The sequence below is a fragment of the Phenylobacterium sp. genome, from assembly GCF_044236515.1.
Classification (GTDB): domain Bacteria; phylum Pseudomonadota; class Alphaproteobacteria; order Caulobacterales; family Caulobacteraceae; genus Phenylobacterium.
Map to the genome: position 1 here is coordinate 1 of NZ_JBIIGK010000036.1, position 24,419 is coordinate 24,419.

The window sequence follows — 24,419 nt, forward strand, 5'->3', positions numbered from 1 at the left end:
GTTCGGGGAGGAATAGGCCCTTGCCGGAACCCTCGCGGGCCAATAACTCCGAAGACCTGCGACCTTTACGAGGCATATATGCGCGATCAGTGGACCGGCCGGCTGGACGACGACGGCGACGAGGACAAGGGCCGGCTGCCCGACATGCCGATGACGGCCGGGCCGGTTCAGAACGGCCTCTATAAGTCGCGCACCGTCCTGGTGTTCGGCGAAATCGACATGCGCCTGGCCGAGCGGGTCACCGCCCAGCTGACCGCCATGGCCGCCGAGAACGACCAGCCGATCCGGATGATCATCAACTCGCCGGGCGGCCACGTCGAAAGCGGCGACACTATTCACGACATGATCCGCTTCTGCGGCGCGCCGGTGAAGGTGATCGGCACCGGCTGGGTGGCCAGCGCCGGGGCCCACATCTTCCTCGGCGCGGCCAAGGAAAACCGGCTCTGCCTACCGAACACCCGCTTCCTGCTGCACCAGCCGGCCGGCGGCATGCGCGGGCAGGCCTCGGACATCCAGATCGAGGCCGAACAGATCATCAAGATGCGCGACCGCGTGAACCGGATGATCGCCGCCGAAACGGGCCAGACCGTCGAGCGGATCGTCAAGGACACCCAGCGGAACTACTGGCTGAGCGCCGAGGAGGCCGTCGATTACGGCCTGGTGTCCCGCATCATCCGCGACACCTCCGAGGTCTGAGGTGGCTGAGCCGTGGTGGAAGGGCGCCGTCCTCTACCACGTCTATGTCCGCTCGTTCTTCGATAGCGACGGCGACGGCCAGGGCGACCTGGCCGGCGTGCTCGCCCGCCTCGACTACATCGCCTCCCTCGGCGTCGATGGCCTGTGGCTGTCGCCGATCCATCCCTCGCCGAACCGCGACTGGGGCTATGACGTCGCCGACTTCGAAGGCGTCCAGACCGACTACGGGACCATGGCCGACTTTGACCGGCTGCTGGCGGCGGCGCACGCCCGCGGGCTGAAGGTCGTCCTCGACGAGGTGCTGTCGCACACCTCCGACGAGCATCCCTGGTTCGTGGAGAGCCTGACCGGAGGCCCAGACGGACCGAAGGCCGACTGGTATGTCTGGGCCGACCCGAAGCCCGATGGGACCGCGCCCAACAACTGGCTGTCGGTGTTCGGCGGCCCCGCCTGGAGCTACCAGCCGGCGCGCCGTCAGCACTACCACCACAAGTTCCTGCGCCAGCAGCCGAAGCTGAACTGGCGCAACCCCGCCGCCCGCGAGGCCGCCCTGTCGGTGCTCGACTTCTGGCTGGCCAGGGGGGTCGACGGCTTCCGCCTCGACGTCGCCGGCACCTACCTCCACGACGCCGCCCTGACCGACAACCCGGCCATTCCGCCAGCCGAGCGCGGCCCGCTGGAGTGGGGTCACGCCGGCAACCAGCAGCGCCACCTCCACGACGCCAACCTGCCGGATAACATCGAGATGCTCGAGTTGATCCGCCGCCGCGTCGAAGCGCACGGTCCGGATCGCTTCGTGTTCGGCGAGTTCTCCGAGGAAGAGGACCGCTGCGGGGCCTACGCCGCCCCCGACGCCGGTCTCCACTCCGGCTACACCTTCGTCATGCTGCTGGCGCAAGGCGCGCCGATCGACGTGGTCCGCCGGCACTACGAGACCCTGGCCGGCGCGCCCGGCCATTGGCCGACCGTCGGCTTCTCCAATCACGACGTGCCGCGCACCGTCAGCCGCCTCGGCGGCCGCGAGGCCTCGCCGGAGCTCGCCAAGACCCTGTTCGCCCTCCTGCTTACCCTGCGCGGCACCGCCCTGGTCTATCAGGGCGAGGAGCTCGGCCTGCCGCAGGCCCGCCTGACGCGCGACGAGCTGCGCGACCCGGTCGGCGACCTCTACTGGCCCTATGACGGCGGCCGCGACGGCTGCCGCACGCCGATGCCGTGGGAGCCGGGCCCGACCCTCGGCTTCACCGCAGGGACGCCCTGGCTGCCGGCGGCCGCCGAGCACCGCGGCCTGACCGTCGCCCAGCAGGACGTCGACCCGGACTCCGTGCTCGCCTTCAGCCGCGAGATCATCGCCCTGCGCGCCGAGACCCCGGCCCTGCGTCTTGGCGATATCGAGTTCCTGGACGCCGCCGCGCCCGTGCTCGCCTTCGTCCGCCGGCATGAGGGCGAGGAGATCGCCTGCGTCTTCAACCTCGCGCCCGAGCCCGCCGTCTTCGACGCGCCGCGGCTGGCCGCCGCACAGATCCTCGAGCCCAGCGCGGGGGCGGAGCTGCGCGGCGCCTCGCTCGGCCTGCCGCCGCAGAGCGCCGCCTTCCTGCGGCTGGAGCCGGACGCCGGCTCGCGCTAGTCAGGACCTGATGAACGCCGCGCCCAGATCCGCCTCCGCCACGGCCCGGTTCGGCGAGGGCTTCCTGACCGACGTCTGGTACGTCGTCGGCCTGGCGTCGGATTTCCGTCCGGGCAAGCTTGCCCGCCGACGCTTCCTCGGCGAGCCGCTGATGCTCGGCCGCTCGCCGAAGGGCGAGATCTTCGCTCTGCGGGACATCTGCCCGCACCGCGCCGCGCCCCTCTCGGCCGGTCGCTTCCGCACCGAGGACTCGGGCGTCGAGACGGTGGAATGCCCTTACCACGGCTGGCGGTTCGGCCGCGACGGCGGCTGCACGGCGATCCCGTCCCTCGTCGACGACCAGGCGATGGACGTGAACCGCATCCGCGTGCGCCGCTATCCGGCCGTCGAAAGCCAGGGCCTGGTGTTCGTCTGGGCCGGGAGCGACCCCAAAGCCGAGCCCGACCGCCCGCCGCCGGCTTTCCCCGGCGTCGTCGGCGGCGCGCCCAAGATCGTCGACCGGATGGTGTTCGATTCGCACATCGACCACGCCGTCGTCGGCCTGATGGATCCGGCCCACGGCCCTTACGTCCACCAGCAGTGGTGGTGGCGCTCCAGCGCCAGCCAGCACGAGAAAGCCAAGCGGTTCGAGCCGCGCGAACTCGGCTTCTCCATGGTCCGCCACGCCCCGTCGAAAAACTCCCGGGCCTATGCCGTCCTCGGCGGGGCGCCTCAGACCGAGATCACCTTCCGCCTGCCGGGCCTGCGCTGGGAGCATGTGACCGTCGGCGCCCGCCAGGTGCTGTCCCTGACCTGCCTGACGCCCACCGAGACCGACAAGACCGAAATCCTGCAGGTCGTCTGGTCTGACCATCCGGCCTTCCTGATCCTGCGGCCGTTCATCCGCGCGGCGGCGCGAGCCTTCCTGCGCCAGGACGCGGCCATGGTCGACCTGCAGAAGGATGGCCTCGCCCACGACCCGACCCTGCTGTGGATCGATGACGCCGACCGCCAGGCCAAGTGGTACCAGCAGCTCAAGCGGGAATGGGCCGCCAGCCGCCGCGAAGGTCGCCCGTTCCGCAATCCGATCGAGGCCGCGACCCTGCGCTGGCGCAGCTAGCCAACATCGCAGTGGACCTTGGCCGCGCCTCGCGCATTCCTACGCGGCGTGAGGAACCGGCTGCTTGATATCCTGAAGGTGCTGGGCGGCCTGCTGGCCGCCGTCGTGGTGCTCGTGCTCATCGTCTTGCGGGTGACCGGCGCCGAGGGGCCCAAGCCGCCGCCGCGGTCCGCGCCCGCGGTGACCCCGTTACCGGCCCCGATCTCGGTCTGCGACACCGCTCGCGGCTGGGACCGCGCCGCCAGCCTCAACGCCCGCAGTCTGCAGACCTTGCGCTGGGCCCCGTTCCGACGCCCGGAGGTCGGCTGGCAGACCTACCTGCCGCTGATCCAGAAGGAGATCGGCTCGGCCTGCCCGCCGCAGAGCCCGGGCTTCGCGGCCGCCTTCGCCGCCTGGCAGGGCGACCGCCGGCTGTTCCCCAACGGCGTAGTCAGCGCCGAGGCCTTCCAGCACATGAAAGGCGTCATCCAGGAGCGCCGGGCCTTCGTCATGCTGGCCGCCCGCGGCGCCTGCCCGCCGCCGCCGCCGCGCAGCTGGCTGGCCGACGCCCGCACCGAGGAGGGCTACGCCGGCAAGCCGGTGGAAGTCCGCCGCGGCGCCCTAGCCGCCTATCGCGACATGGTCCGCGCCGCCAAGGCCGAGGCCCCGGAGATCGCCGGCGATCCGCGCAACCTGACGATCTTCTCGGCCTACCGCAGCCCGGTCTACGACGCCGCCCGCTGCGTCCGCGACGGCAACTGCGACGGCATCCGGCGGGCGCGGTGCTCGCCCCACCGCACCGGCCTGGCCCTCGACCTCTATGTCGGCCAGGCGCCGGGCTACGGCCCGGATTCCACCGCCGACCCCAACCGCCTGCACATGAGCCGCACGCCGACCTACCGCTGGCTGGTCGCCAATGCGCACCGGTTCGGCTTTGTGAACTATCCGTTCGAGCCGTGGCATTGGGAATGGACGGGCGAGGAGCCCTGAACTCCGGCGCGCGGGCTAGCGGGGCAGGAACCCGGCGGCGATCAGGCCGATCTGGCGGTCCATGACCGTGGTCATCTCCTCCGAGCTCGCGCCGCGACCAGCCGCCAGCCGATAGGTCCAGGCGTACGCCGCCATCAGCAGATCGGTGATCTCCTGCCGGTCCAAGGCCGGATCGACGTCGCCCGCCGCCACCCCCTTGGCCAGGCACTCGCAGATCATTTCCTTCAGCCGCGGCGTGCGGCCATACGGCCGGTCCGACGGCAGGGTGTCCGGATCATAGGCGGCGGCGATATGGGCCAGGAACAGCCGGACACGAGGCGCCTCGAAGGCGAAGTGGATGGCGAATATCGAGCGCAGACGATCGGCCGTCGAGCCGCGCAGCAGCGGCGCCACATGGTCGAGCTCCGCGTACAGCGGCCCCAGCCGGTCCTGCATGACCTGGCTGAGGATGCTGCTCTTGGACGGAAATGTCGTGAAGACGGTGCCGACCGAAACCCCGGCCCGGCTGGCGATCTGGCGGATCGTCGTCGCCTGGTATCCCGCTTCGTCGAACAGCTCGCGGGCCGCATTCAGCACCCGCTCGCGCGTCGCCGCCCGCTGGCGGTCCCGGGCGCCGAGGGCGCCCGGCTGCGATCCGACGTCCGCCTTCACCCGTCGACCTTAACCGCGCCGCGCGCCGGCCAGGAGGATGCGGATCTGGTCGCGCATCCGACCCTGCAGCGCCTCCAGGCTCCAGCCCTGGAAAATCGCCTGCGGGAAGTTCGACAAATAGGCCTCGAACAGCATCTGCGAACGCAGCTTCACCTCGGCCTCCTGGCCGAGCTCACCGCGCTGGATCGCAGCCTCGAGGTGCTCGGCGATCAGGTCGTACAGCGCCTGGACCTGCGGGGAGCTGCGCAGCGGTTGGCCTTCTTCCGGCGACCAGGAGACGCTGAAGGCGGCGCGGGCCAGCGGCAGCTGCGACTTGTAGAAGGCATAGCCGGCGGTGAAGATCCGCAGCAGAGAGTCCTCGAGCGTCCGGCCCTTGGCTCCGGCCTCGCGCATGGACTCGGCGAGGGCGGCGAGATCGCTGACCATGATCTCGCGGAACAGGTCCGACTTGTCGGTGAAGTTGGCGAACACCGCGCCCGTCGACATGCCGGCGGCCGACGCGATGTCGCGGATCGTGGCGCCTTCGTAGCCCTGCTCGCTGAACAGCCGGCGGGCGGCCGCCAGCACCTTGCCGCGGGTCTGCTGCTTGGCCAGCGCCCGGCGGGTGGGCACGCGCACCTTGGTCTCGGAGGCAGCCTGGAGGGGAGAAACGTGTTTCATTACAGAACCTTCGACACAGCGCCTGGGCGCCTGCATTTGCAAACTGAGAGCGATGCGCCGCCCCTGCCGCGACGCGTTGAAATCTGTCCTCGATACAGAGCTCGCCGCCCACTGAACGCGTTCAGCGATTCTGTTCCTTGAAACGGATTCGCCCCCGACCTGGAGCGGAAACCGACCCTGTCCAGCTATCGCCGAACCGCGCCGCCTTCCGAAACTTCCGTCTTGAGTATGTCTGATTTGCGACAGTCGCCGCGAAATCGAGAGTCGTTGAACATGGTACAGGGTTGGAGGCAACCCCACGCCAAAGCTCTGACGCCGTAAATCATCGTTCTCGATGGCCGGACAGCTCCGGGCGGCCTAGATTGGGCCAATGGATCCGTTCGACTACCTCATCCCGATCTCGCTCGTTGTCGTGGCCATCGTGCTCGCGCTCGGCATCTACGCCCTGTTCCGCGGCGGCGACTTCGGCCGCTCCTATTCCAACAAGCTGATGCGCCTGCGGGTCCTGGCCCAGGCGGTCGCCATCGCCGTGCTGATGGGCGCGGTCTGGTGGCGGGCGACGCACTGACGGCCCGCGCCTTGGTCACGCTCAACCGGATCTACACCCGCACCGGCGACGACGGGACCACCCGCCTCGCCACCGGCGCGCCGGTCAGCAAGGCCGATCTCAGGGTCGAGGCCTATGGCGCGGTGGACGAGACCAATTCCGCCCTCGGCCTGGCCCGGCTGCACGCCGAAGCGGGCCTCGACGCGCAGCTGGCGCGCGTACAGAACGAGCTGTTCGACCTCGGCGCCGACCTGTCGACCCCACCGGGCGGCAAGGCCCCGGCCCTGCGCATCGTCAACGCCCAGGTCGCCCGGCTCGAGGCGGAGATCGACGCGATGAACGCCGGCCTGCCGGATCTTACGTCGTTCGTGCTGCCGGGCGGAACGCCGACGGCGGCGGCCCTACATCTGGCGCGCACCATCTGCCGGCGAGCCGAGCGGGCGGCGGTGCGCCTGGCCGAAGCGGGCGAGCCGGTCGAAGCCCCGGCGCTGCGCTATCTCAACCGGCTGTCGGACTTCCTGTTCGTCGCCGCCCGATACGCCAACGGCGGCGAGGACCCGCTCTGGCGGCCGGGGGAAACCCGCTAGGGCTGGGCAGGAGCCGCGGCAGGCGCCGGACGGCCGATGGCGGCGCGGGCTTGGGCTTCGGCCTGCTTGTCCTGGATGGTGCGGCCGGTGATGTCGGAGATCAGCACCGGCTGGGCGCACACCCGCTGGCCGTGATCCCACCATTTGTGCGCCGCTTCGCACTTCTTCATCGGCTGCACCCAGCCGACCTGCCAGACGAGGGTCGCGGCCGCCGCCAGGGCGAAGACGCCGAGGAAGATCAGCTTGATGCGGTTGATCGTGTGGTTCATGGCGGCTCTCTAGGACGCAGCGGCTTTGCTGGCTAGCGCCGGGTGGCCGGGAATCTCCAGCCTTCCCCGACGGCATGGTTTGCAAAGCCGGCCTGAGCCGCTATGCCGCACGCGAGCTTTTTCCCGAACACCAATTTCCGAGGCGCGCCACGCCATGAAGATACTGGTCACCGTCAAGCGGGTGATTGATTACAACGTCAAGGCCCGGGTGAAGCCCGATCAGACGGGCGTCGACCTGGCGAACGTCAAGATGTCGATGAACCCCTTCGACGAGATCGCCGTCGAGGAAGCCGTGCGCCTGAAGGAGAAGGGCCTCGCCACCGAGGTCGTCGCCGTCTCCATCGGCCCGGCCCAGGCGCAGGACACCCTGCGCACCGCCCTGGCCATGGGCGCCGACCGCGCCGTGCTGGTCAACGCCGATGCCGAGGATCTGCAGCCGCTGGCCGTCGCCAAGGTGCTGAAGGCGATCGTCGCCGAGGAACAGCCGGGTCTGGTGCTGATGGGCAAGCAGGCGATCGACGGCGACAACTCCGCCGTGGGACAGATGCTCGCCGCCCTGCTCGACTGGCCGCAGGCGACCTTCGCCAGCGCCGTCGAAGTGTCCGGCAACAAGGCCAAGGTGACCCGTGAAGTCGACGGCGGCCTGCAGACCCTCGAGGTCGACCTGCCGGCGGTGGTCACCGCCGACCTGCGCCTCAACGAGCCGCGCTACGCCAGCCTGCCGAACATCATGAAGGCCAAGAAGAAGCCGCTCGACGTCAAGGAACTCGCCGCCGTCGGCGCCGACGTCGCCCCGCGCCTCAAGGTGCTCAAGGTCACCGAGCCGCCGAAGCGCGCCGGCGGCGTCAAGGTCGATTCGGCCGCCGATCTCGTCATGAAGCTGAAGAACGAAGCGGGGGTGCTCTGATGGCCGTTCTCGTAATTGCCGACCACGACAACGCCGCCCTGCGCGACTCGACGCACAAGGTGGTCACCGCCGCCGCCGCCCTGTCCTCGGACATCGACGTGCTGGTCGCCGGCGAAGGCGTCGGCGAGGCCGCCAAGGCCGCCGCCGCCATCCAGGGCGTCCGCAAGGTGTTGACCGCCGACAGCGCGGCGCTGGGCCAGGGTCTCGCCGAAGCCTTCGAGGCGCTGCTGGTTCCGCTGGCCGCAGGTTACGACGCCATCCTGGCGCCGGCCACGTCCCAGGGCCGCAACATCGCCCCGCGCCTCGCCGCCAAGCTCGATGTCGCGCAGATCTCCGACGTCATCGAGGTCGTCTCGGCCGACACCTTCGTCCGCCCGATCTACGCCGGCAACGCCCTGCAGACCGTGCAGTCCTCGGACCCGAAAAAGGTCATCACCGTCCGCCCGACCGCCTTCAAGGCGGCGTCCGAGGGCGGCTCGGCCGCCATCGAGGCGGTCAGCGTCGCGGCTCCGGCCGCCGGCGCCCGCTTCGTCGGCCAGGAACTCGTCAAGTCGGCCCGCCCCGAACTTGGCGGCGCCAAGATCGTGGTCTCCGGCGGCCGCGCTCTCGGCTCGGCCGAGGAGTTCCAGGCGGTCATCGAGCCGCTCGCCGACAAGCTCGGCGCCGCCGTCGGCGCCAGCCGCGCGGCGGTCGACGCCGGCTACGCCCCCAACGACTACCAGGTCGGCCAGACCGGCAAGGTGGTCGCCCCGGAGCTGTACGTCGCCGTCGGCATCTCGGGCGCCATTCAGCACCTGGCCGGCATGAAGGACTCCAAGGTGATCGTCGCGATCAACAAGGACCCCGACGCGCCGATCTTCCAGATCGCCGACTACGGTCTCGTCGCTGACTACAAGGCCGCCGTGCCGGAGCTGATGAACGAACTGTCCAAGGTCGGGCGCTAGACCTCTCCGAGCTCGGAGCAACCGGGTCGCTCGCCGGCGGCCCGGCGGCGCCGGCGCCACAGTACCGGTCAATCGCTGCGCTGCAGCGCAGCATGGCCTTGTGGTTCCTGGCGAGGGCGATGTTAATAGCGCCCCCGATACTGCGGGTGCGAAGGTCAACTGATGGTTCAGATCAAAACGGTCGGCGTGATCGGCGCCGGACAGATGGGGGCCGGCATCGCCCATGTCTGTGCGCTCGGCGGCTATGACGTGCTGCTCCACGACGTGCGTGCGGACCGGATCGAGGCCGCCAGAACGGCGGTCAGCAAGAACATGGCCCGTCAGGTCGCCAAGGGCATCGTCACCCAGGCCGACATGGACGCGGCCCTCGCCCGCATCGCCCCGGCGGCCGAACTCCAGCTCGTCGGCCAGGTCGACCTCGCCATCGAGGCGGCCACCGAGGACGAGGAGGTCAAGAAGACCATCCTGAAGGCGCTGTCGCCGCACCTCGGCAAGGACACCATCCTGGCGTCCAACACCTCGTCGATCTCGATCACCCGCCTGGCGGCGGCCACCGACCGGCCCGACCGGTTCATCGGCCTGCATTTCATGAACCCCGTGCCGCTGATGAATCTCGTCGAGATCATCCGCGGCATCGCCACCGGCCCGGAAACCTACGAAACGGCCGTCGCCTTCGCCCAGTCGCTGGGCAAGACCACCTCGAACGCCGAGGATTTCCCCGCCTTCATCGTCAACCGGATCCTGGTGCCGATGATCAACGAGGCGATCTACACGCTTTACGAAGGCGTCGGCACGGTCGAGGCGATCGACACCGCCATGCGCCTGGGCGCCAACCATCCGATGGGCCCGCTGGAACTCGGCGACTTCATCGGCCTCGACACCGTCCTGTCGATCATGAACGTCCTTCACGAGGGCCTGGCGGACTCGAAGTACCGGCCCTGCCCGCTGCTGGTGAAGTACGTTGAGGCCGGGTGGCTCGGCCGCAAGACCGGCCGCGGCTTCTACGACTACCGTGGCGAGACGCCCGTCCCGACCCGCTAAGAACGTCGTCTCCCGCCGGAGAGCATTGGCGCACGTCGCCGCGGCGGGCGTTAATCCATTCGACACCCGGCGACGCCGCGTCGGATACTCGTCGCTGATTCGGATGGGATCATGCGACGGCTCACGCCTGCCCTGCTGGGCGCCACCTATCTCTGCATCTCGCTGACCGTCGCGCTTTCGCTGTGGCGGAACGGCGGCGGCTGGGGCTCGGCGGTCTCGGCCTTCGTCGCCGGCATCGGCTTCTTCATGGCGCTCCACGGCATCGTCATGCGAATGATCGAAAACGCCGGCATGCGCCGCGAGATCGAGGCGGTCCGCGAGGCCCACCGCATCCTGATCGGTCAGGTCGAGAAGCTGGACGCCCGCCTCGGCGACGTCGCCGAAACCGTCGCCGCGGACCTCCAGAAGTCGGAGGAGCTGTCCGGGGAGGTGCAGATGATCGAGAGCCTGGTCGCCAGGCTCGAGCAGCGGTTGGACGAGCGTCCAGCCGGCGCGCCCTCGCCCCTGGCCCCGCGCCTCGGACACAACTCCGATCACCGGGCCGCCGGCCTCCTGATGGACACTGTGCGCGGCGCCCTGACCGACAACCGCGTGGACCTTTACCTGCAGCCTGTCGTCAGCCTGCCGCAGCGCCGGACGGTGTTCTACGAGAGCTTCTCCCGCCTGCGCGACGAGACCGGCCGGGTGATGATGCCGGCCGAATACCTCGCCGTGGCCGAGCCGGGCGGCCTGGTCACCGCCATCGACAACCTGCTGCTGTTCCGCTGCGTGCAGATCGTCCGGCGCCTGGCCGCCAAGGACCGCAAAGTCGGGATCTTCTGCAACATCTCGATGGCCAGCCTTGGCGACGAGACCTTCTTCCCACAGTTCCTCGACCTGCTGCGCGAGAACCGCGACCTCGCCGGCGCGCTGATCTTCGAGATTGGCCAGGGCGCGTTCGACAGCCGCGGCGCGGTCGAGGCCCGCAACATGGGCAAGCTGGCCGAGCTCGGCTTCCGCTTCAGCCTCGACAAGGTCACCGACCTCGACATCGACCTGCAGGACCTGTCCCGCGCCGACGTGAAGTTCCTCAAGATCTCCGCCGACCTGCTGCTCGGCCAGTTGACCGAGGTCGACGGCCGCCTCGTGCTGCGCAGTCTGCCCGACCTGGCCGCCGAGGACTTCGCCGCCCTGAACCGGCGCTACGGCGTCGAGATCATCGCCGAGAAGGTCGAGACCGAGCGCCAGGTGGTCGACGTCCTCGACCTCGACATTGCCTATGGCCAGGGTCACCTGTTCGGCGAGCCGCGGCCGATCAAGGACGCGGTGCTGAGCGAGGCGACGCCGCCAGCCCCGCGCTTCCTGCGCCCCTCGCCGCAGCGCTACGCCGCCGGCTGAACCGTCCGGGGCCGCGTCGGGGGTTCCCGCGAGCCGCGGCATCGGCTAGCCCGCTCGCATGAGCACCGCGCCCCACCTGATCTCCGGCCTCGGCGAGATCGCCGACCGCTACGACATCGTCCTCTGCGATATCTGGGGCGTGATCCACAATGGCCGCGAGTCCTTCCCTGGGGCCTGCGCGGCTCTGGAGCGGTTCAACGCCGGCCCAGGCGTGGTGGTGTTGATCACCAACGCGCCGCGCCCGCGCTCCGAAATCTACCGGCAACTGGCGAAACTGCAGGTGCCGCAAGGCGCCTATGCCGAGGTCGCCACCTCCGGCGATGCGACGCGCAAGCTGCTGGCCGAGCGCGCGCCCGGACCGGCCTGGCGGCTCGGCCCGGACCGCGATCAGCCTCTCTACGAGGGGCTCGGCCTCGAGTTCGCGCCGCTGGAGCAGGCGGCCTTCATCGCCTGCACGGGACCGTTCGACGACACCTTCGAGACGCCCGAGCACTACCGCGAGCGTCTGACCGCCGCCGCCGCCCGTGGTCTGCCGATGATCAACGCCAACCCGGATATCGTCGTCCAGCGCGGCGACACCCTGATCTACTGCGGGGGCGCCCTGGCGCAGCTTTACGAGACCCTCGGCGGCGAGGTGTTCATGGCCGGCAAGCCGAACCGGGCGATCTACGATCTCGCCCTCGCCAACGCCGCCGAGCAGCTGGGCCGCCCGGTCGACCGCGCCCGGGTGCTCTGCATCGGCGACGGCCTCGGCACCGACATCCGCGGCGCCAACGCGCAAGGACTCGACGTCCTCTTCGTCGCCAACGGCATCCACGGCGCCGAAGCCTCGGACGGCGGCCGCCTGCAACCGGCCGCCGTCGAACGGATGCTCGCAGCCGAAGGCCTGCACGCCGCGTTCGTCCTGTCTGACCTGGTCTGGTGAGCGGCGCGCGAGGCGGCTAAGACATCGGCGAGTGTCCCGGGGGAGCGCGTGCAGGGTCTCTATTTCGACGAACTGAGCATCGGTCAGACGGCCGAAATGACCAAGGTGGTCGAGGTCGCCGACGTCGAGGCCTTCGCCGCCGTCAGCCACGACCACAACCCGATCCACCTCGATGAGGCTTACGCCAAGACGACCCCGTTCGGCGGCCGCATCGCCCACGGGGCGCTCGGCGGGGCCTATATCTCGGCGGTGATGGGCAACCAGCTGCCAGGCCCCGGCGTCGTCTACCTCTCCCAGAGCCTGAAGTTCCGCCGTCCGGTCCGGATCGGCGACCCGGTCACCACCCGGGTCACCGTCACGGCCCTCGACTCCCGCCGCGGCTACGCCACCCTGCGCACCGTCTGCGAGGTCAACGGCAAGACCGTGATCGACGGCGAGGCGATGGTCATCGTGCCCCGTCGCGACGCATGAGCCGGGTCCGCGTCATCCGCGGCTGGCAGGGCCTGGCCACCTCCGACCGCGGCGCCGCCGTGGCCATGGGCAGCTTCGACGGCGTGCATCGCGGACATCAACAGGTGATCGCCCTGGCCGCCCGCGCCGCGGGTCAGCTGAGCGCGCCACTCGGCGTGATCACCTTCGACCCCCATCCGCGGGCCTATTTCCGTCCCGACGAGCCCGCCTTCCGCCTGATGCGCTTCGACCAGCAGGCTCGGGCCCTGGAGGCGCTCGGCGTCGACCTCGTCTACGTCCTGCCCTGGAACCGCGACCTCGCGGACATGACCGACCGCCAGTTCGCGGCCGAGGTACTGCATGCCGGCCTCGGCGCGGTCCACGTCGCCGTCGGTTTCGACAACACATTCGGCAAGGGCCGCACCGGCACGCCGGAGGCGATGCGCGCCTATGGAGCGGAACTCGGCTTCGGCGTCTCGGTCGCCGAGGCGGTGGCTGACCAGGGCGGCGCCAAGTTCTCGTCCAGCGCCATTCGAGACGCTCTGCGCGATGGCCGGCCGGAGGTCGCCGCCGCCATCCTCGGGCGGCCGTTCGCCATCGAAGGCGTGGTCCAGCGCGGCCGCCAGCTCGGCCGCAAGCTGGGGTTCCCGACCGCCAATGTGCCGCTCGCCGACTACGTGGTCCCGAGGTTCGGGGTCTACGCGACCCGCACCCGGCTGCAGGACGGCCGGCATGTGCCCGGCGTCGCCAACCTCGGCGTCAATCCTACCGTCGACGGGGTCACGGCGCCGCTGCTGGAGGTCTGGCTCTTCGATTTCGACGAGGACCTCTACGACCAGGTGATCGAGACGGACCTGATCGCCTTCCTGCGGCCGGAGGAGAAGTTCGACGGCCTAGAGGCGTTGACCGCCCAGGTGATGGCGGACGCCGACGCGGCGCGGGCGATCCTGACGCCGGACCTCGACTAGCCGTGCCCTACTCTGTTAGAGCCTGCCGCCGATGACCTGCGTTCGGACGAGCCTGCGAATTAACCGCCCGGCGTGACGCCGCCGGACGTTCTCCAGCGCGCGCCGGGTTTTCCCCGCATTCTCGACCCTCCGCTGCTGGACCAGTGAGCTTCATGGCCGACGACGCCGAAACTTCCGCTCGCGATTATCGCGAGACCGTCTTCCTTCCCGAGACGCCGTTCCCGATGCGAGCCGGTCTGCCGCAGAAGGAGCCGCAGATCCTGGCGAAGTGGGAAGAGGCCGATCTCTACCACACGATCCGCCAGGCCCGGCGGCGGGCGGGGGCGCCGCTGTTCGTGATGCACGACGGGCCGCCCTATGCGAACGGGGCGATCCACATCGGCCATGCGCTGCAGAAGACGCTGAAGGATTTCGTCGTCCGGTCGCGCTTTCTTCTGGGCTATGATGTTGATTTTGTTCCAGGTTGGGACTGTCACGGCCTGCCGATCGAGTGGCAGATCGAGAAGGAGCTGAAGGAGAAGGGCCGCCGCAAGGACGAGGTCTCCAAGGCCGAGTTCCGGACCCTGTGCCGCGACTATGCGGCCAAGTGGATCGAGGTGCAGAAGGCCGGCTTCAAGCGTCTCGGCATCCTCGGCGACTGGGAGAACCGCTACGCGACCATGGACTTCGGGTCCGAGGCGGCGATCGTCGCCGAGTTCCACAAGTTCGCCGCCTCCGGACAGCTCTACCGCGGCTCCAAGCCGGTGATGTGGAGCCCGGTGGAGCGCACCGCCCTGGCCGACGCCGAGGTCGAGTACCACGACCACGTCTCGCCGACGGTGTGGGTGAAGTTCGAGGTGGTCGAAGGCTCGGACGCGGCGCGCGGCGCCAGCGTGGTGATCTGGACCACGACGCCCTGGACCATCCCGGCCAACCGGGCGGTCAGCTACAACCCCGACATCGCCTATGCGGTCTACGAGGTCGAGGCGATGGAGACCGGGCTGGAGTTCGAGCCCTGGGCCAAGGCCGGCGACCGGCTGATCGTCGCCGAGAAGCTGGCCGACGAGGTGATGAAGGCCGCCAAGGTGGCCGATTACCGGAAGATCGAGGCCGTCGACGGCCAGGGCATGGTGCTGGCCCATCCGCTGTCCGGCCTCGACAGCCACTATGGCTTCCCGGTGCCGATGCTGGCCGGCGACCACGTCACCGACGACGCCGGCACCGGCTTCGTCCACACCGCGCCCGGCCACGGCGCCGACGACTACCTGGTGTGGCTGGCCCACGGGCATCGCGAGATCCCGGAGACCGTCGATCCGGACGGCGCCTACTATCCGCACGTCGCCCTGTTCGCCGGCCTCAAGGTGCTGGAGACCGAGGGCAAGAAGGCCGGCAAGTTTGGCCCGGCCAACGGCGCGGTCATGGACAAGCTGATCGAGGCCGGCCGTCTGCTGGCGCGCGGCCGGCTCGAACACTCCTATCCGCACTCCTGGCGCTCCAAGGCGCCGGTGATCTTCCGCAACACGCCACAGTGGTTCATCCGCATGGACGAGCCGGTGGAGACGCCGGAGCTCGGCGGCCGCACCCTGCGCGAGACGGCCCTGGAGGCCATCGAGGCGACGACCTTCTACCCGGCCGGCGGCAAGAACCGCATCCGGGCGATGGTCGAGGGCCGGCCGGACTGGCTGATCAGCCGCCAGCGGGCCTGGGGCGCGCCGCTGGCGATGTTCGTCGACAAGGACACAGGCCAGCCGCTGCACGACCCCGAGGTCGATCGGCGGATCGTCGAGGCGATCCGGGCCGAGGGCGCCGATGCCTGGTTCACCCGGCCAGCGGCCGACTTCCTTGGCGGCCACGATCCCGAGCGCTACGAGAAGGTCGAGGACATCCTCGACGTCTGGTTCGACTCCGGCTCGACCCACGCCTTCACGCTCGAAGGCCGCGAGCACACCCGCTGGCCGGCCGACCTCTACCTCGAAGGCTCGGACCAGCACCGCGGCTGGTTCCAGTCGTCCCTGCTGGAAAGCTCCGGCACGCGCGGCCGGGCGCCCTACGACAACATCCTGACCCACGGCTTCGTCATGGACGAGGCCGGCGAGAAGATGTCGAAGTCCAAGGGCAACGTCGTCGATCCCGAGCGGGTGATCGCAGAGAACGGCGCTGAGATCATCCGCCTGTGGACGGCGATGATCGACTATTCGGACGACGTGCGGATCGGCAAGACCATCCTGCAGACCACCTCGGACGCCTACCGCAAGCTGCGCAACACGGTGCGCTACATGCTGGGCGCCCTGGCCGACTACCAGCCGGACGAGGCGGTGGACTATGCCGAACTGCCGCCGCTGGAGCGGTTCATCCTGCACCGGCTGTGGGAGCTGGATGGCCAGGTCCGCGCCGCCTACGAAGGCTATGTCTTCCACGACGTCATCCGGCCGCTGACCGAGTTCTGCCAGAACGAGCTGTCGGCCCTCTTCTTCGACGTTCGCCGCGACAGCCTCTATTGCGACCGGCCGGACGAGGTCCGTCGCCGGGCTGCGCGAACGGTGATGGACACAGTGTTCGAGCGACTGACCGCGTGGCTGAGCCCGCTGATCCCCTTCACCATGGAAGAGGCCTGGGCGACCCGCTATCCGGACGCCGGCTCGAACAGCCTGCGGGTGATCCCCGAAACCCCGGCCGAGTGGCGCAACGACGCCGAGGCGGCCCGCTGGGTCAAGGTCCAGCAGGTGACGTCCGTCGTGACGGGGGCGCTGGAGGTCGAGCGGCGCGAGAAGCGGCTGGGCGCGGCGCTCGAAGCCGCGCCGCGCGTGCACATCGCGTCGGCGGACCTGATGGCGGCCTTCGAAGACCTGGACCCCGCCGAGGTGTTCCGCACCAGCCAGGCGACGCTGGTCGCCGGCGAGGGCCCGGCGGACGCGTTCCGGCTGGCCGAGGTTGCGGGCGTCGCGGTCGAGCCGCTGCGGGCCGAGGGCCGCAAGTGCGCCCGTTCGTGGAAAATCCTGCCTGAAGTCGGGACCGATCCGCGCTATCCGGACCTCACGCTTCGGGACGCTGCGGCGGTGGCGGCCTGGGACGCGGCGCGGGAGAAGGTGGACGCATGAGCAGAGCCGTGACGAAACTGGGCGGCCTCGCCTATGCCCTGGCGGCCCTGGTCATCGTTCTGGACCAGGCCAGCAAGTACTGGATCCTCGAGGTCTTCAACCTGCCGGCCAGGGGCAGCGTGCCGCTGGCCGGGCCGCTTAACCTGACCATGGTCTGGAACCAGGGCGTCAGCTTCGGCCTGCTCCGGGCCGAGCAGGACCTGATGCGCTGGGCGCTGGTGGCGTTCGCGGTCGGGGTGTCGATCTTCCTGGCGATCTGGGTGCGGCGGGCCGGGCGGGCGATCCTAGCGGCGGCGCTGGGGCTGATCATCGGCGGCGCGGTGGGCAATGTCATCGACCGGGCGCGGTTCGGCGCGGTGGCGGATTTCGTCGACGTCTCGGCCCTGCACTTTCCGTGGGTGTTCAACATCGCCGACGCGGCGATCAACATCGGCATCGCGCTCCTTTTTGTCGACATGATCCGGGGCGAAAAGCGGCCGACGTCCGCCAATCCGACCGAGGATGCGGCCTAACGCGCGTTGCCGCCGACCCGCGTCATGCGGTATCCAGCCCGTCCGGCCCATGCTTCTGGCCGGTCGGCCCTATGGGGAGCTTTTCGTTTCATGAGCCTCAATCGAGTGATCGTCGCCGCGGCCCTGGTTTCCGCCGCCGGCCTGGCCGGGTGCCAGTCGACCTCGCGGGCCCTGGGCATGTCCAAGGTCACCCCCGACGAGTTCCGGGTCGTTACGAAGGCGCCGCTGGTGGTGCCGCCCGATTTCGCCTTGCGTCCGCCCGCCCCCGGCGAGCCGCGGCCGCAGGAGCTGCAGCCGGAAAGCGCCGCCCGCACCGCCCTGCTCGGCGCGCGTGAGGCGCAGGTCCGCTCCGACGGCGAGAAGATGCTGGTCGCCAAGGCCGGCGCCGACAAGGCCGACCCGCTGATCCGCTATGTCGTCGACGACGAGTTCGGCGACGTCGCCCACAAGGACAAGAGCTTCGCCGACCGCGTGATGTTCTGGCGCGGCTCCGGCGACAAGCCGGCCCAGCCGGCGGCGCTGGACAACAGCTCGACGCCGGTCGACGCCCAGTCCGAGGAAGAGCGCGTCAAGACCCTGACCGGCGGCAAGACGGTGGTGATCTCGCGCGGCAGCAACAGCCGCTTCAAGCTGCCGGGGCTGTAAATCCCTTCTCCCCTTGCGGGAGGAGGCAGCTTTTGAAGCCGATCGGATGAGGGATCGATAACCCTCTCCCAGGGATGTGCGGGCCAGCGCGCCCCTTCATCCGTCGGGCGTTCGCCCGGCGCCGTCTCCCGCAAGGGGAGAAGGACTTGATTCCCCAGGGGTCCGCACGTCGACGCCTTCGGCTTGCAGGCGGTCGAGGACGCCGCCTTGGGCCAGCAGCGGCCGCAAGGGGACGAGCACGATGGCGTGGCCGGGCGTTTCGAGCTGGCGGCGGATGGCGGCGGCGGTGTCGGCCTTCATGCGCTTGTCGAAGGCCCGGCCGCCAGGGACCATCGCCAGGCAGCGCTCGTAGGTCCGCTCGTTCTCCAATGCTCCGCGAACGTCGCCCCTCGCCCAGGCGCGAGCGGCGGCGAGGGTGAGGCCGGGGCCGGCCTCGGCCTGGGCCAGCACCTCGTCGAAGCAGATCCGGCCGACGGCCGGCGAGGTGCGCAGGATGGCCCCGAGCAGCGGGCCGATGTCGTAGGTCTTTTCGACGACCGGCACGCCGGCGCGCCGGGCGAGGAGCTCGACCAGCTTGGCCGGGTCGGTGGTGGTCAGCTGTTTCGCCTCGCGATAGTCGCCGGCCAACTGGACGCCGGCGGCCAGGGGATTGGCGGTCGGATAGTGCTTGGCCGGCTGACCCAAGCCTTCGCGCACGTTGACGAAACGAGCCCGGGTCGCCGGATCCAGACGCGCCTCGAAGGGGCCGCCGGAGCGCAGCCGGATCAGGTTCAGGCCGGCGCCGACCACCCCGATCCCTTTGGTGCGGATGTTGTTGAACGGCAGGACCACGGCGTTCGCCCCCTGCAGCCGCCGCTCGAAGATCGCCCGGTCCCACTCCATGCGCTTGGGGGCCAGGGACGGCACGCCGAGGACGTGGACGGTGGTGTCGGCGTCGGCGACCGTCCACCAGGCCGGGCCGGGGAGCCGGCCCATGACCACCAGTTCCTCGACCAGCACGGCGTCGGGGTCGGCGCTCTGGGGGGCCGCTGAGCCGAGGGGCTGAGCCAGGGCGAACGCCGGGCTGCCGACGAGGGCCAGGAGCGCGATCAGCGCTGGAATCGCCCTATATTGGGAGGTCCGCGAAAGCTTCGTCATGCCGATCCGCCGTCTGCCGCCCAACCTCGTCAATCGTATCGCCGCCGGCGAGGTGGTGGAACGCCCTGCGAGCGCGGTCAAGGAACTGGTCGAAAACGCCCTCGACGCCGGCGGATCGCGGATCGAGGTCCAGGCCGATGGCGGCGGCCTGACCCGCATCCTGGTCGCCGACGACGGGGGCGGCCTGCCGCCGCACGAGCTGCCGCTGGCGGTCGAGCGGCACGCGACCTCGAAGCTCAGCCCCGGCGAGGACGGCGACTACGACCTGCTGCGTATCCTGACGCTGGGGTTCCGCGGCGAGGCCCTGCCGTCGATCGGCTCGGTGGCGCGGCTGTCGATCACCAGCCGGGCCCGCGGCCAGGCCGACGCCCACGCGATCTATGTCGAGGCCGGCGCGGTCGGCGCCGTGCAGCCGGCCGCCTTCCCCGGCCCGCACGGCGCGCGGGTCGAGGTGCGGGACCTGTTCTACGCCACCCCGGCGCGGCTGAAGTTCATGAAGTCCGAACGATCGGAAGCGCTGGCGATCACCGAGGAGCTGAAGCGGCAGGCGATGGCCCATGAGGCGGTCGGCTTCACCCTCGACCTCGACGGCCGACGCGCCCTGCGGCTTCCGGCCGAGGCCGAGGGGCCGGAGGGGCGCCTGGCCCGGCTGTCGGCGATCATGGGCCGCGAGTTCTCGGACAACGCCCTGCCCATCGACCATGAGCGGGAGGGCGTGCGGCTGTCCGGGTTCGCAGGCCTGCCGACCTACAACCGCGGCAACGCCGCCCACCAGTACCTGTTCGTCAACGGCCGGCCGGTGCGGGACCGGCTGCTGCAGGGCGCCCTGCGCGGGGCCTATGCCGACTTCCTGGCCCGCGACCGCCATCCGCTGGCGGCGCTCTACCTCGAGCTCGACCCGGACCTGGTCGACGTCAACGTCCACCCGGCCAAGGCCGAGGTGCGGTTCCGCGATCCGGGCCTGGTCCGCGGGCTGATCGTGGGCGGCCTGCGTCACGCCCTGGCGGCGGCCGGACACCGGGCGGCGACCACCGTCTCGCTGGCGGCGCTCGGCGGATTTCGCCCGCACGAGGCGCCGCCGCCGGCTCAGGGTTTCTCCGCCTGGCGGCAGGGCGGCTGGACGCCCGCTCCCAGGTATGGCGCCCCCGGCTATGGCGCGCCCGCCGCCGCGCCGCAGTCGATCCCAGGCCTGTCGGAAATTTCGGCCCGGGCCGAGCCGCATGGGGCGGTGAGCGGTTTCGCCGAGCCGGACACGGCGGCCCCGGTCTTCGATCCGGTCGACTATCCGCTGGGGGCCGCGCGGGCGCAGGTCCATGAAACCTATATCGTCGCCCAGACCCGCGACGGCATGGTCATCGTCGACCAGCACGCCGCCCATGAGCGGCTGGTCTATGAGCGGATGAAGGTCGAGATGGCGCAGGGCGGCGTCGCCCGCCAGGCCCTGCTGCTGCCGGAGGTGGTCGAACTCGATCCGGCCGAGGCCGAGCGCGTCTGCGGCCGGGCCGATGAGCTGGCGGCGCTTGGGCTGGTGGTCGAGCCGTTCGGGCCGGGGGCGGTGCTGGTGCGGGAGACGCCCGCCCTGCTCGGCCAGACGGACGTCCAGGGCCTGGTGCGCGACATCGCCGACGACCTCGCCGAAAACGGCCAGGCCCTGGCGCTGAAGGAGCGGCTGGAAGAGGTCTGCGGGACCATGGCCTGCCATGGGTCGGTGCGCGCCGGCCGGCGGCTGACGGCGCCGGAGATGAACGCCCTGCTGCGCCAGATGGAGGCCACGCCGCATTCGGGCCAGTGCAACCACGGCCGGCCGACCTACGTCGAACTGAAGTTGGCCGATATCGAGCGGCTGTTCGGGCGGCGATAGGCCTGCCCCACCCCGCTCGCCTTTCGGCGAGTCGGCCCTCCCCCGGAGGGGAGGGAGTAATCAGAGGCCGGGAGCGAGTTCGCGGACCTGGGCGGCGAAGGTCAGGGGGTCGAAGGGCTTGGTGAGGATGCCGAGCGGGCCGGCTTCGAGCAGGCGGGTGTGCTCGTGCGGCTGGGCGCGGGCGGTGACGAAGATCGCCGGGATGTCGCCGTAGCCGTCGAGCTTGCGGGCTTCCTGCAGCAGTTCGGGCCCGTCCATGCCGGGCATCATCACGTCGAGCAGCAGCAGCGCCGGGCGCCAATCGCCGCCGGACAACAGCCGCAGCGCCGAGGGACCGTCCTCGGCGACCTTGACGTCCATGGCGGCGTCGAGGCCGAGGGCCATCTCGGCGACTTCGCGGATGAAGTCGTCGTCGTCGACGTAGAGCACCTTCATGGCGCCTGTTCCTCTGTTTGCGGCGACCGGATCAGGGCTCTCACCGCCTGGGTGAGGGCGCCGAAGCTGACGCGGGACTTGGTCAGGACGGCCTCGACCTGATGCAGGGTGCCGGCGTCGATCTCCTGGCCGGAATAGACGATCACCGGCGGCGCCTCGCCAGGAGGACCAAGAGCGGTGAGCAGCTCGAGGCCCGAGCCGTCGGGCAGGCCGATGTCGAGGATGACAAGGTCGGGCCGGCGCCGGCGGACGGCGGCCTGGGCCTGGGCCAGGGTGGCCACCGCCTCGACCGTGCCGAAGCCTTCGAGGGCCGCGGCGACCACGGCGGTGAGCTCGGCGTCGTCGTCGACGTGCAGGATGCGGGCGCCGCCGCCGGGCGTGGTGATCGCCGCGCGCACGGCGGCGCGCAGGGCCAGCGGGTTGAGGGGGGCGGTGATCCAGTCGGCGATCGGGAAGCTGCCGGCCGCTTCGGGCGTCTCGCCGCCCACCAGGATGACCGGCGGCGGGGCCAGGGTCGGATCGGAGCCCAGCCGGTGGGCGAGGGTCAGGCCGTCGCCGTCGTCGTGGCGCAGCCCGAGCAGCAGGACGCCGTAGCGCCGGCGCCGGACGGCGGCCTCGGCCTCGCCGACCCCGCTCACCTGGACGCAGGAGAAGCCCTCGGAGACCAGCGCCTCGCACATCGCCGCCGCGACTTCCGGATCGCGCTCGCAGATCAGCACCTGGGCCTCCGGCGGGTCCTGGAAGGCGGGGGCCAGCGGCAGCTCGACGGCGAACAGCGCGCCCTGGCCGCTGCTCTCGACGAGGCGGATGACGCCGTGGTGGCGCTCGACGATCTCTCGCGAGATCGCCAGCCCGAGGCCGGAGCCGCCGACCGCGCGGCCGGCCGAGCCGTCGGCCTGGGCGAAACGGCTGAACAGCGAGGCCTGGAAGGATTCCGGCACGCCGGGGCCGCGGTCGCGGACGCGGACGACGGCGCGCTCGCCTTCCGTCGCCAGGGTCAGGTCGACGCTTTCGCCCGCCGGCGAGAACTTCATGGCGTTGGACAGCAGGTTGACCAGCACCTGGACCAGCCGGTCGGCGTCGCCGCGGACGACGACCGGGTCGGCGGGGGCGGCGATCTGCACAGGCACGCGCCGTTCGCTGGCCATGCCGGAGATGGCCTCGGCGGCGGCGGCGATGACGTCGCGAAGGTCGAGCGGGCCGTCCTGCAGCTGGATCTTGCCGGCGGCGATCTTCTGCATGTCGAGCAGGTCGTTGATCAGCCGAACCAGACGCTCGCAGGAGGTCTTGGCGATGTGGGTCAGGCGGGCCGCCTTTTCCGGCAGCGGCCCGGCGACGCCGGCGTCCATCAGGCTGAGCGAGCCGGCGATCGAGGTCAGCGGCGTGCGCAGCTCGTGGCTGACCGTGCTGACGAACTCGTCCTTCAGCCGCTCGGCCTCGCGGCGCTCGCGCAGGTCGCGGACCGAGGCGGTGACGTGGACGCCGTCGCGCAGCGGCATCGGAGCCAGCAGCACCTCGAGCGGAATGGACAGGCCGTCCTTGCGCCGCCCGTCGATCTCGCGGATCACGCCCTCCCCGGCCTCGCGGCCGACCCCGACCCGGTCGAGGAACAGGCCTTCGCCCGGGGCGAGGTCCATGATGACGGAGACGTCGCGGCGGACCAGTTCCTCGCGGTCGTAGCCGAACAGCTTCTCGGCGGCGCGGTTCATCTGTTCGATGGTGCCGCTGGGGTTGAAGACCATGACGGCGGTCAGGGTGCTTTCGAAGCCGGCTTCCTGCCGGATCGCGCGGTCCTGCAGTTCCTCGATCAGAACCTGGCGGGCGCGGCTGTGGCGGCGGATCAGGATGACCGCGCCGGTCAGGCTGACCAGCAGGATCAGGCCCATCAGTCCGGCCACCAACTCGGCGCGACGCGCCTGGCGGTCGGCGGCGCGCAGGCGGGCGTTCAGGGAGCGGGACTCGCGCGCCACCATCTCGCTGACGGTGGCGCGGATGGCGTCCATCGCCCGCTTGCCTTGCTCGGTGGAGACGTAGTCGACGACCGGCGCAAGGCCCTCGTCGCGGCGGATGCCGATGCCGCGCTCCATGATCGCGACCTTGGCGGCGACCTGGCGGCGCAAGACGACCATCCGGCGCTGCTGGTCCGGCTCGTCGGCGAACAGGCGGTCGAGGACGCGGAGCTGCTCGTCGAGGGCCGACATGGCGTCGAGATAGGGCTCGAGGAAGGCCGGCTTGCCGGTCAGGGCATGGCCGCGCTGGCCGGTCTCGGCGTCCTGGAGGAGGGAGAAGACGTGCTGGATCTGCCAGCGGGTCTCGTAGGAGCGCTGCAGTTCGTGCCGCTGGGCCTCGACGCGGCCGAGGCTGACGAACATCGAAATCGCCACGCCGAGCGCCAGAAGCGGCGCCAGGACGAGGGCGATGAACCGCGCGGCCTTCACCGACCGCGGCGGGGCGTGTTCCAGTTTAATGGGACCGGTCGTCCCGCCCGAAGCGCCTTGAACAGACATGACCTTGTTCTCGCAAGAGCCCCAGCCGAACGCCAGCCCGAACGCGTTGACTCTCCGCCCTACCCGCGTATAAGTCCGCCCCTCTCGCCCGCGGGGCTTCTCGCGGGCGCATTCCGTTTTGCATTTAAGACTTTGAAGGCGCGCGAACGATGTACGCGGTGATCAAGACCGGCGGCAAGCAGTACCGGGTTCAGCCCGGCGACCTGCTGGTGGTCGAAAAGCTCGACGGCGAGCCCGGCGCGGACGTCGCGTTCGGCGAAGTCCTGATGCTGGGCGACGGCGACGCCGTCACCCTCGGCGCGCCGACCGTGGCCGGCGCCAGCGTCGCGGCGACCCTGATCGAGACCCGCAAGGGCGAGAAGGTGAAGATCTTCAAGAAGATCCGCCGCCAGGGCTATCGCCGTACGCGCGGCCACCGCCAGCAAGAGAGCGTCCTGCGCGTCACCGCCATCAACGGCGAAGGCGGCAAGCAGGCGGCCAAGTGGGACGGCGAAGTCAGCCTGACCACCAAGGCCGAGCTGAACGCCCGCT

24 protein-coding genes are annotated in these 24,419 nt (G+C 70.4%); 18 read left to right on the plus strand and 6 right to left on the minus strand.

What is annotated here, in order from left to right:
- Positions 1 to 78 precede the first annotated feature (78 nt).
- The 4 genes from ACILRF_RS05945 to ACILRF_RS05960 are packed head-to-tail and all read left to right on the plus strand — an operon-like array spanning position 79 to position 4,388.
- Entirely contained in the window at positions 79 to 696 is a 618-nt protein-coding gene (locus tag ACILRF_RS05945) for an ATP-dependent Clp protease proteolytic subunit (RefSeq protein WP_395671356.1), read from the plus strand.
- Between the two features lies 1 nt (position 697).
- Positions 698 to 2,320: an alpha-glucosidase family protein gene (locus ACILRF_RS05950; RefSeq protein WP_395671357.1), complete on the plus strand. Its 1,623-nt coding sequence runs from the start codon at positions 698 to 700 to the stop codon at positions 2,318 to 2,320.
- A 10-nt stretch (positions 2,321 to 2,330) separates the two neighbouring features.
- Positions 2,331 to 3,419, plus strand: a complete 1,089-nt coding sequence (locus ACILRF_RS05955; protein WP_395671358.1) for a Rieske 2Fe-2S domain-containing protein — start codon at positions 2,331 to 2,333, stop codon at positions 3,417 to 3,419.
- A gap of 48 nt (positions 3,420 to 3,467) precedes the next feature.
- A complete protein-coding gene (locus ACILRF_RS05960) occupies positions 3,468 to 4,388 on the plus strand; it encodes a D-alanyl-D-alanine carboxypeptidase family protein (protein WP_395671359.1) in 921 nt (306 codons plus the stop codon).
- 15 nt (positions 4,389 to 4,403) lie between these two features.
- Here the strand turns inward: ACILRF_RS05960 and ACILRF_RS05965 are convergent, their stop codons facing one another.
- Positions 4,404 to 5,039, minus strand: coding sequence for a TetR/AcrR family transcriptional regulator (locus ACILRF_RS05965; RefSeq protein ID WP_395671360.1), 636 nt, complete (start codon positions 5,037 to 5,039; stop codon positions 4,404 to 4,406).
- Positions 5,040 to 5,048: 9 nt separating this feature from the next.
- A complete protein-coding gene (locus ACILRF_RS05970; protein ID WP_395671361.1) occupies positions 5,049 to 5,699 on the minus strand; it encodes a TetR/AcrR family transcriptional regulator in 651 nt (216 codons plus the stop codon).
- Positions 5,700 to 6,069: 370 nt separating this feature from the next.
- Here ACILRF_RS05970 and ACILRF_RS05975 point away from each other — a divergent pair, with 370 nt between their 5' ends.
- Both ACILRF_RS05975 and ACILRF_RS05980 read left to right on the plus strand, forming a co-directional pair.
- Positions 6,070 to 6,267, plus strand: a complete 198-nt coding sequence (locus tag ACILRF_RS05975) for a twin transmembrane helix small protein (RefSeq protein WP_395671362.1) — start codon at positions 6,070 to 6,072, stop codon at positions 6,265 to 6,267.
- Between the two features lie 11 nt (positions 6,268 to 6,278).
- Positions 6,279 to 6,833 (plus strand): cob(I)yrinic acid a,c-diamide adenosyltransferase, encoded by a 555-nt coding sequence (locus tag ACILRF_RS05980; protein WP_395671379.1) that lies wholly within the window; start codon positions 6,279 to 6,281, stop codon positions 6,831 to 6,833.
- Here ACILRF_RS05980 and ACILRF_RS05985 read toward each other — a convergent pair.
- Entirely contained in the window at positions 6,830 to 7,102 is a 273-nt protein-coding gene (locus tag ACILRF_RS05985; RefSeq protein ID WP_395671363.1) for a hypothetical protein, read from the minus strand. The genes ACILRF_RS05980 and ACILRF_RS05985 overlap by 4 nt on opposite strands.
- 154 nt (positions 7,103 to 7,256) lie before the next feature.
- Between ACILRF_RS05985 and ACILRF_RS05990 the strand changes: the two genes are divergently transcribed.
- The 10 genes from ACILRF_RS05990 to ACILRF_RS06035 all read left to right on the plus strand — a co-directional run bounded on the left by ACILRF_RS05990 (position 7,257) and on the right by ACILRF_RS06035 (position 17,948).
- Positions 7,257 to 8,009 carry an electron transfer flavoprotein subunit beta/FixA family protein gene (locus ACILRF_RS05990; protein WP_395671364.1) on the plus strand — a complete coding sequence of 251 codons (753 nt, stop codon included), beginning with the start codon at positions 7,257 to 7,259 and terminating at the stop codon, positions 8,007 to 8,009.
- The gene (locus tag ACILRF_RS05995; RefSeq protein ID WP_395671365.1) at positions 8,009 to 8,953 is read left to right on the plus strand and encodes an electron transfer flavoprotein subunit alpha/FixB family protein; all 945 of its coding nucleotides are present in this window, start codon (positions 8,009 to 8,011) and stop codon (positions 8,951 to 8,953) included. The genes ACILRF_RS05990 and ACILRF_RS05995 overlap by 1 nt, the downstream gene beginning before the upstream one ends.
- Positions 8,954 to 9,115: 162 nt before the next feature.
- A complete protein-coding gene (locus ACILRF_RS06000; RefSeq protein WP_395671366.1) occupies positions 9,116 to 9,994 on the plus strand; it encodes a 3-hydroxybutyryl-CoA dehydrogenase in 879 nt (292 codons plus the stop codon).
- Between the two features lie 111 nt (positions 9,995 to 10,105).
- Entirely contained in the window at positions 10,106 to 11,371 is a 1,266-nt protein-coding gene (locus ACILRF_RS06005; RefSeq protein WP_395671367.1) for an EAL domain-containing protein, read from the plus strand.
- 58 nt (positions 11,372 to 11,429) lie between these two features.
- On the plus strand, positions 11,430 to 12,296 hold the full coding sequence (locus ACILRF_RS06010; protein WP_395671368.1) for a TIGR01459 family HAD-type hydrolase: 867 nt from the start codon (positions 11,430 to 11,432) through the stop codon (positions 12,294 to 12,296).
- A 48-nt stretch (positions 12,297 to 12,344) separates the two neighbouring features.
- The gene (locus ACILRF_RS06015; RefSeq protein ID WP_395671369.1) at positions 12,345 to 12,767 is read left to right on the plus strand and encodes a MaoC family dehydratase; all 423 of its coding nucleotides are present in this window, start codon (positions 12,345 to 12,347) and stop codon (positions 12,765 to 12,767) included.
- The gene (locus tag ACILRF_RS06020; RefSeq protein ID WP_395671370.1) at positions 12,764 to 13,714 is read left to right on the plus strand and encodes a bifunctional riboflavin kinase/FAD synthetase; all 951 of its coding nucleotides are present in this window, start codon (positions 12,764 to 12,766) and stop codon (positions 13,712 to 13,714) included. Before ACILRF_RS06015 ends, ACILRF_RS06020 begins: the two co-directional genes overlap by 4 nt.
- Before the next feature lie 152 nt (positions 13,715 to 13,866).
- A complete protein-coding gene (gene ileS / locus ACILRF_RS06025; protein WP_395671371.1) occupies positions 13,867 to 16,791 on the plus strand; it encodes an isoleucine--tRNA ligase in 2,925 nt (974 codons plus the stop codon).
- The gene (gene lspA, locus ACILRF_RS06030) at positions 16,788 to 17,303 is read left to right on the plus strand and encodes a signal peptidase II (RefSeq protein ID WP_395671372.1); all 516 of its coding nucleotides are present in this window, start codon (positions 16,788 to 16,790) and stop codon (positions 17,301 to 17,303) included. The genes ileS and lspA overlap by 4 nt, the downstream gene beginning before the upstream one ends.
- Positions 17,304 to 17,393: 90 nt before the next feature.
- Positions 17,394 to 17,948: a DUF3035 domain-containing protein gene (locus ACILRF_RS06035; RefSeq protein WP_395671373.1), complete on the plus strand. Its 555-nt coding sequence runs from the start codon at positions 17,394 to 17,396 to the stop codon at positions 17,946 to 17,948.
- Positions 17,949 to 18,044: 96 nt separating this feature from the next.
- Here ACILRF_RS06035 and ACILRF_RS06040 read toward each other — a convergent pair whose 3' ends face one another.
- Complete coding sequence (locus ACILRF_RS06040; RefSeq protein ID WP_395671374.1) at positions 18,045 to 19,085, minus strand: TraB/GumN family protein; 1,041 nt, start codon at positions 19,083 to 19,085, stop codon at positions 18,045 to 18,047.
- Between ACILRF_RS06040 and mutL the strand changes: the two genes are divergently transcribed.
- Positions 19,084 to 20,946, plus strand: coding sequence for a DNA mismatch repair endonuclease MutL (mutL, locus tag ACILRF_RS06045; protein WP_395671375.1), 1,863 nt, complete (start codon positions 19,084 to 19,086; stop codon positions 20,944 to 20,946). The two genes, ACILRF_RS06040 and mutL, sit on opposite strands and share 2 nt — an antisense overlap.
- 60 nt (positions 20,947 to 21,006) lie before the next feature.
- On the opposite strand, the gene ACILRF_RS06050 is transcribed toward mutL, so the two are convergent.
- Both ACILRF_RS06050 and ACILRF_RS06055 read right to left on the minus strand, forming a co-directional pair.
- Positions 21,007 to 21,381 carry a response regulator gene (locus tag ACILRF_RS06050; protein ID WP_395671376.1) on the minus strand — a complete coding sequence of 125 codons (375 nt, stop codon included), beginning with the start codon at positions 21,379 to 21,381 and terminating at the stop codon, positions 21,007 to 21,009.
- Positions 21,378 to 23,888 carry a CHASE3 domain-containing protein gene (locus tag ACILRF_RS06055; protein ID WP_395671377.1) on the minus strand — a complete coding sequence of 837 codons (2,511 nt, stop codon included), beginning with the start codon at positions 23,886 to 23,888 and terminating at the stop codon, positions 21,378 to 21,380. Before ACILRF_RS06055 ends, ACILRF_RS06050 begins: the two co-directional genes overlap by 4 nt.
- Positions 23,889 to 24,037: 149 nt before the next feature.
- On the opposite strand from ACILRF_RS06055, the gene rplU reads away from it, so the two are divergent.
- On the plus strand, positions 24,038 to 24,419 hold a 382-nt coding region (gene rplU / locus ACILRF_RS06060), incomplete at its 3' end, for a 50S ribosomal protein L21 (protein ID WP_395671378.1).

Coding starts and splice junctions, on each gene's coding strand:
- ACILRF_RS05945 (WP_395671356.1), top strand. CDS start 79: ATGCGCGATCAGTGGACCGGCCGGCTGGACGACGACGGCGACGAGGAC.
- ACILRF_RS05955 (WP_395671358.1), top strand. CDS start 2,331: ATGAACGCCGCGCCCAGATCCGCCTCCGCCACGGCCCGGTTCGGCGAG.
- ACILRF_RS05970 (WP_395671361.1), bottom strand. CDS start 5,699: ATGAAACACGTTTCTCCCCTCCAGGCTGCCTCCGAGACCAAGGTGCGC.
- ACILRF_RS05975 (WP_395671362.1), top strand. CDS start 6,070: ATGGATCCGTTCGACTACCTCATCCCGATCTCGCTCGTTGTCGTGGCC.
- ACILRF_RS05985 (WP_395671363.1), bottom strand. CDS start 7,102: ATGAACCACACGATCAACCGCATCAAGCTGATCTTCCTCGGCGTCTTC.
- ACILRF_RS05990 (WP_395671364.1), top strand. CDS start 7,257: ATGAAGATACTGGTCACCGTCAAGCGGGTGATTGATTACAACGTCAAG.
- ACILRF_RS05995 (WP_395671365.1), top strand. CDS start 8,009: ATGGCCGTTCTCGTAATTGCCGACCACGACAACGCCGCCCTGCGCGAC.
- ACILRF_RS06000 (WP_395671366.1), top strand. CDS start 9,116: ATGGTTCAGATCAAAACGGTCGGCGTGATCGGCGCCGGACAGATGGGG.
- ACILRF_RS06005 (WP_395671367.1), top strand. CDS start 10,106: ATGCGACGGCTCACGCCTGCCCTGCTGGGCGCCACCTATCTCTGCATC.
- ACILRF_RS06010 (WP_395671368.1), top strand. CDS start 11,430: ATGAGCACCGCGCCCCACCTGATCTCCGGCCTCGGCGAGATCGCCGAC.
- ACILRF_RS06020 (WP_395671370.1), top strand. CDS start 12,764: ATGAGCCGGGTCCGCGTCATCCGCGGCTGGCAGGGCCTGGCCACCTCC.
- ileS (WP_395671371.1), top strand. CDS start 13,867: ATGGCCGACGACGCCGAAACTTCCGCTCGCGATTATCGCGAGACCGTC.
- lspA (WP_395671372.1), top strand. CDS start 16,788: ATGAGCAGAGCCGTGACGAAACTGGGCGGCCTCGCCTATGCCCTGGCG.
- ACILRF_RS06035 (WP_395671373.1), top strand. CDS start 17,394: ATGAGCCTCAATCGAGTGATCGTCGCCGCGGCCCTGGTTTCCGCCGCC.
- mutL (WP_395671375.1), top strand. CDS start 19,084: ATGCCGATCCGCCGTCTGCCGCCCAACCTCGTCAATCGTATCGCCGCC.
- ACILRF_RS06040 (WP_395671374.1), bottom strand. CDS start 19,085: ATGACGAAGCTTTCGCGGACCTCCCAATATAGGGCGATTCCAGCGCTG.
- ACILRF_RS06050 (WP_395671376.1), bottom strand. CDS start 21,381: ATGAAGGTGCTCTACGTCGACGACGACGACTTCATCCGCGAAGTCGCC.
- ACILRF_RS06055 (WP_395671377.1), bottom strand. CDS start 23,888: ATGTCTGTTCAAGGCGCTTCGGGCGGGACGACCGGTCCCATTAAACTG.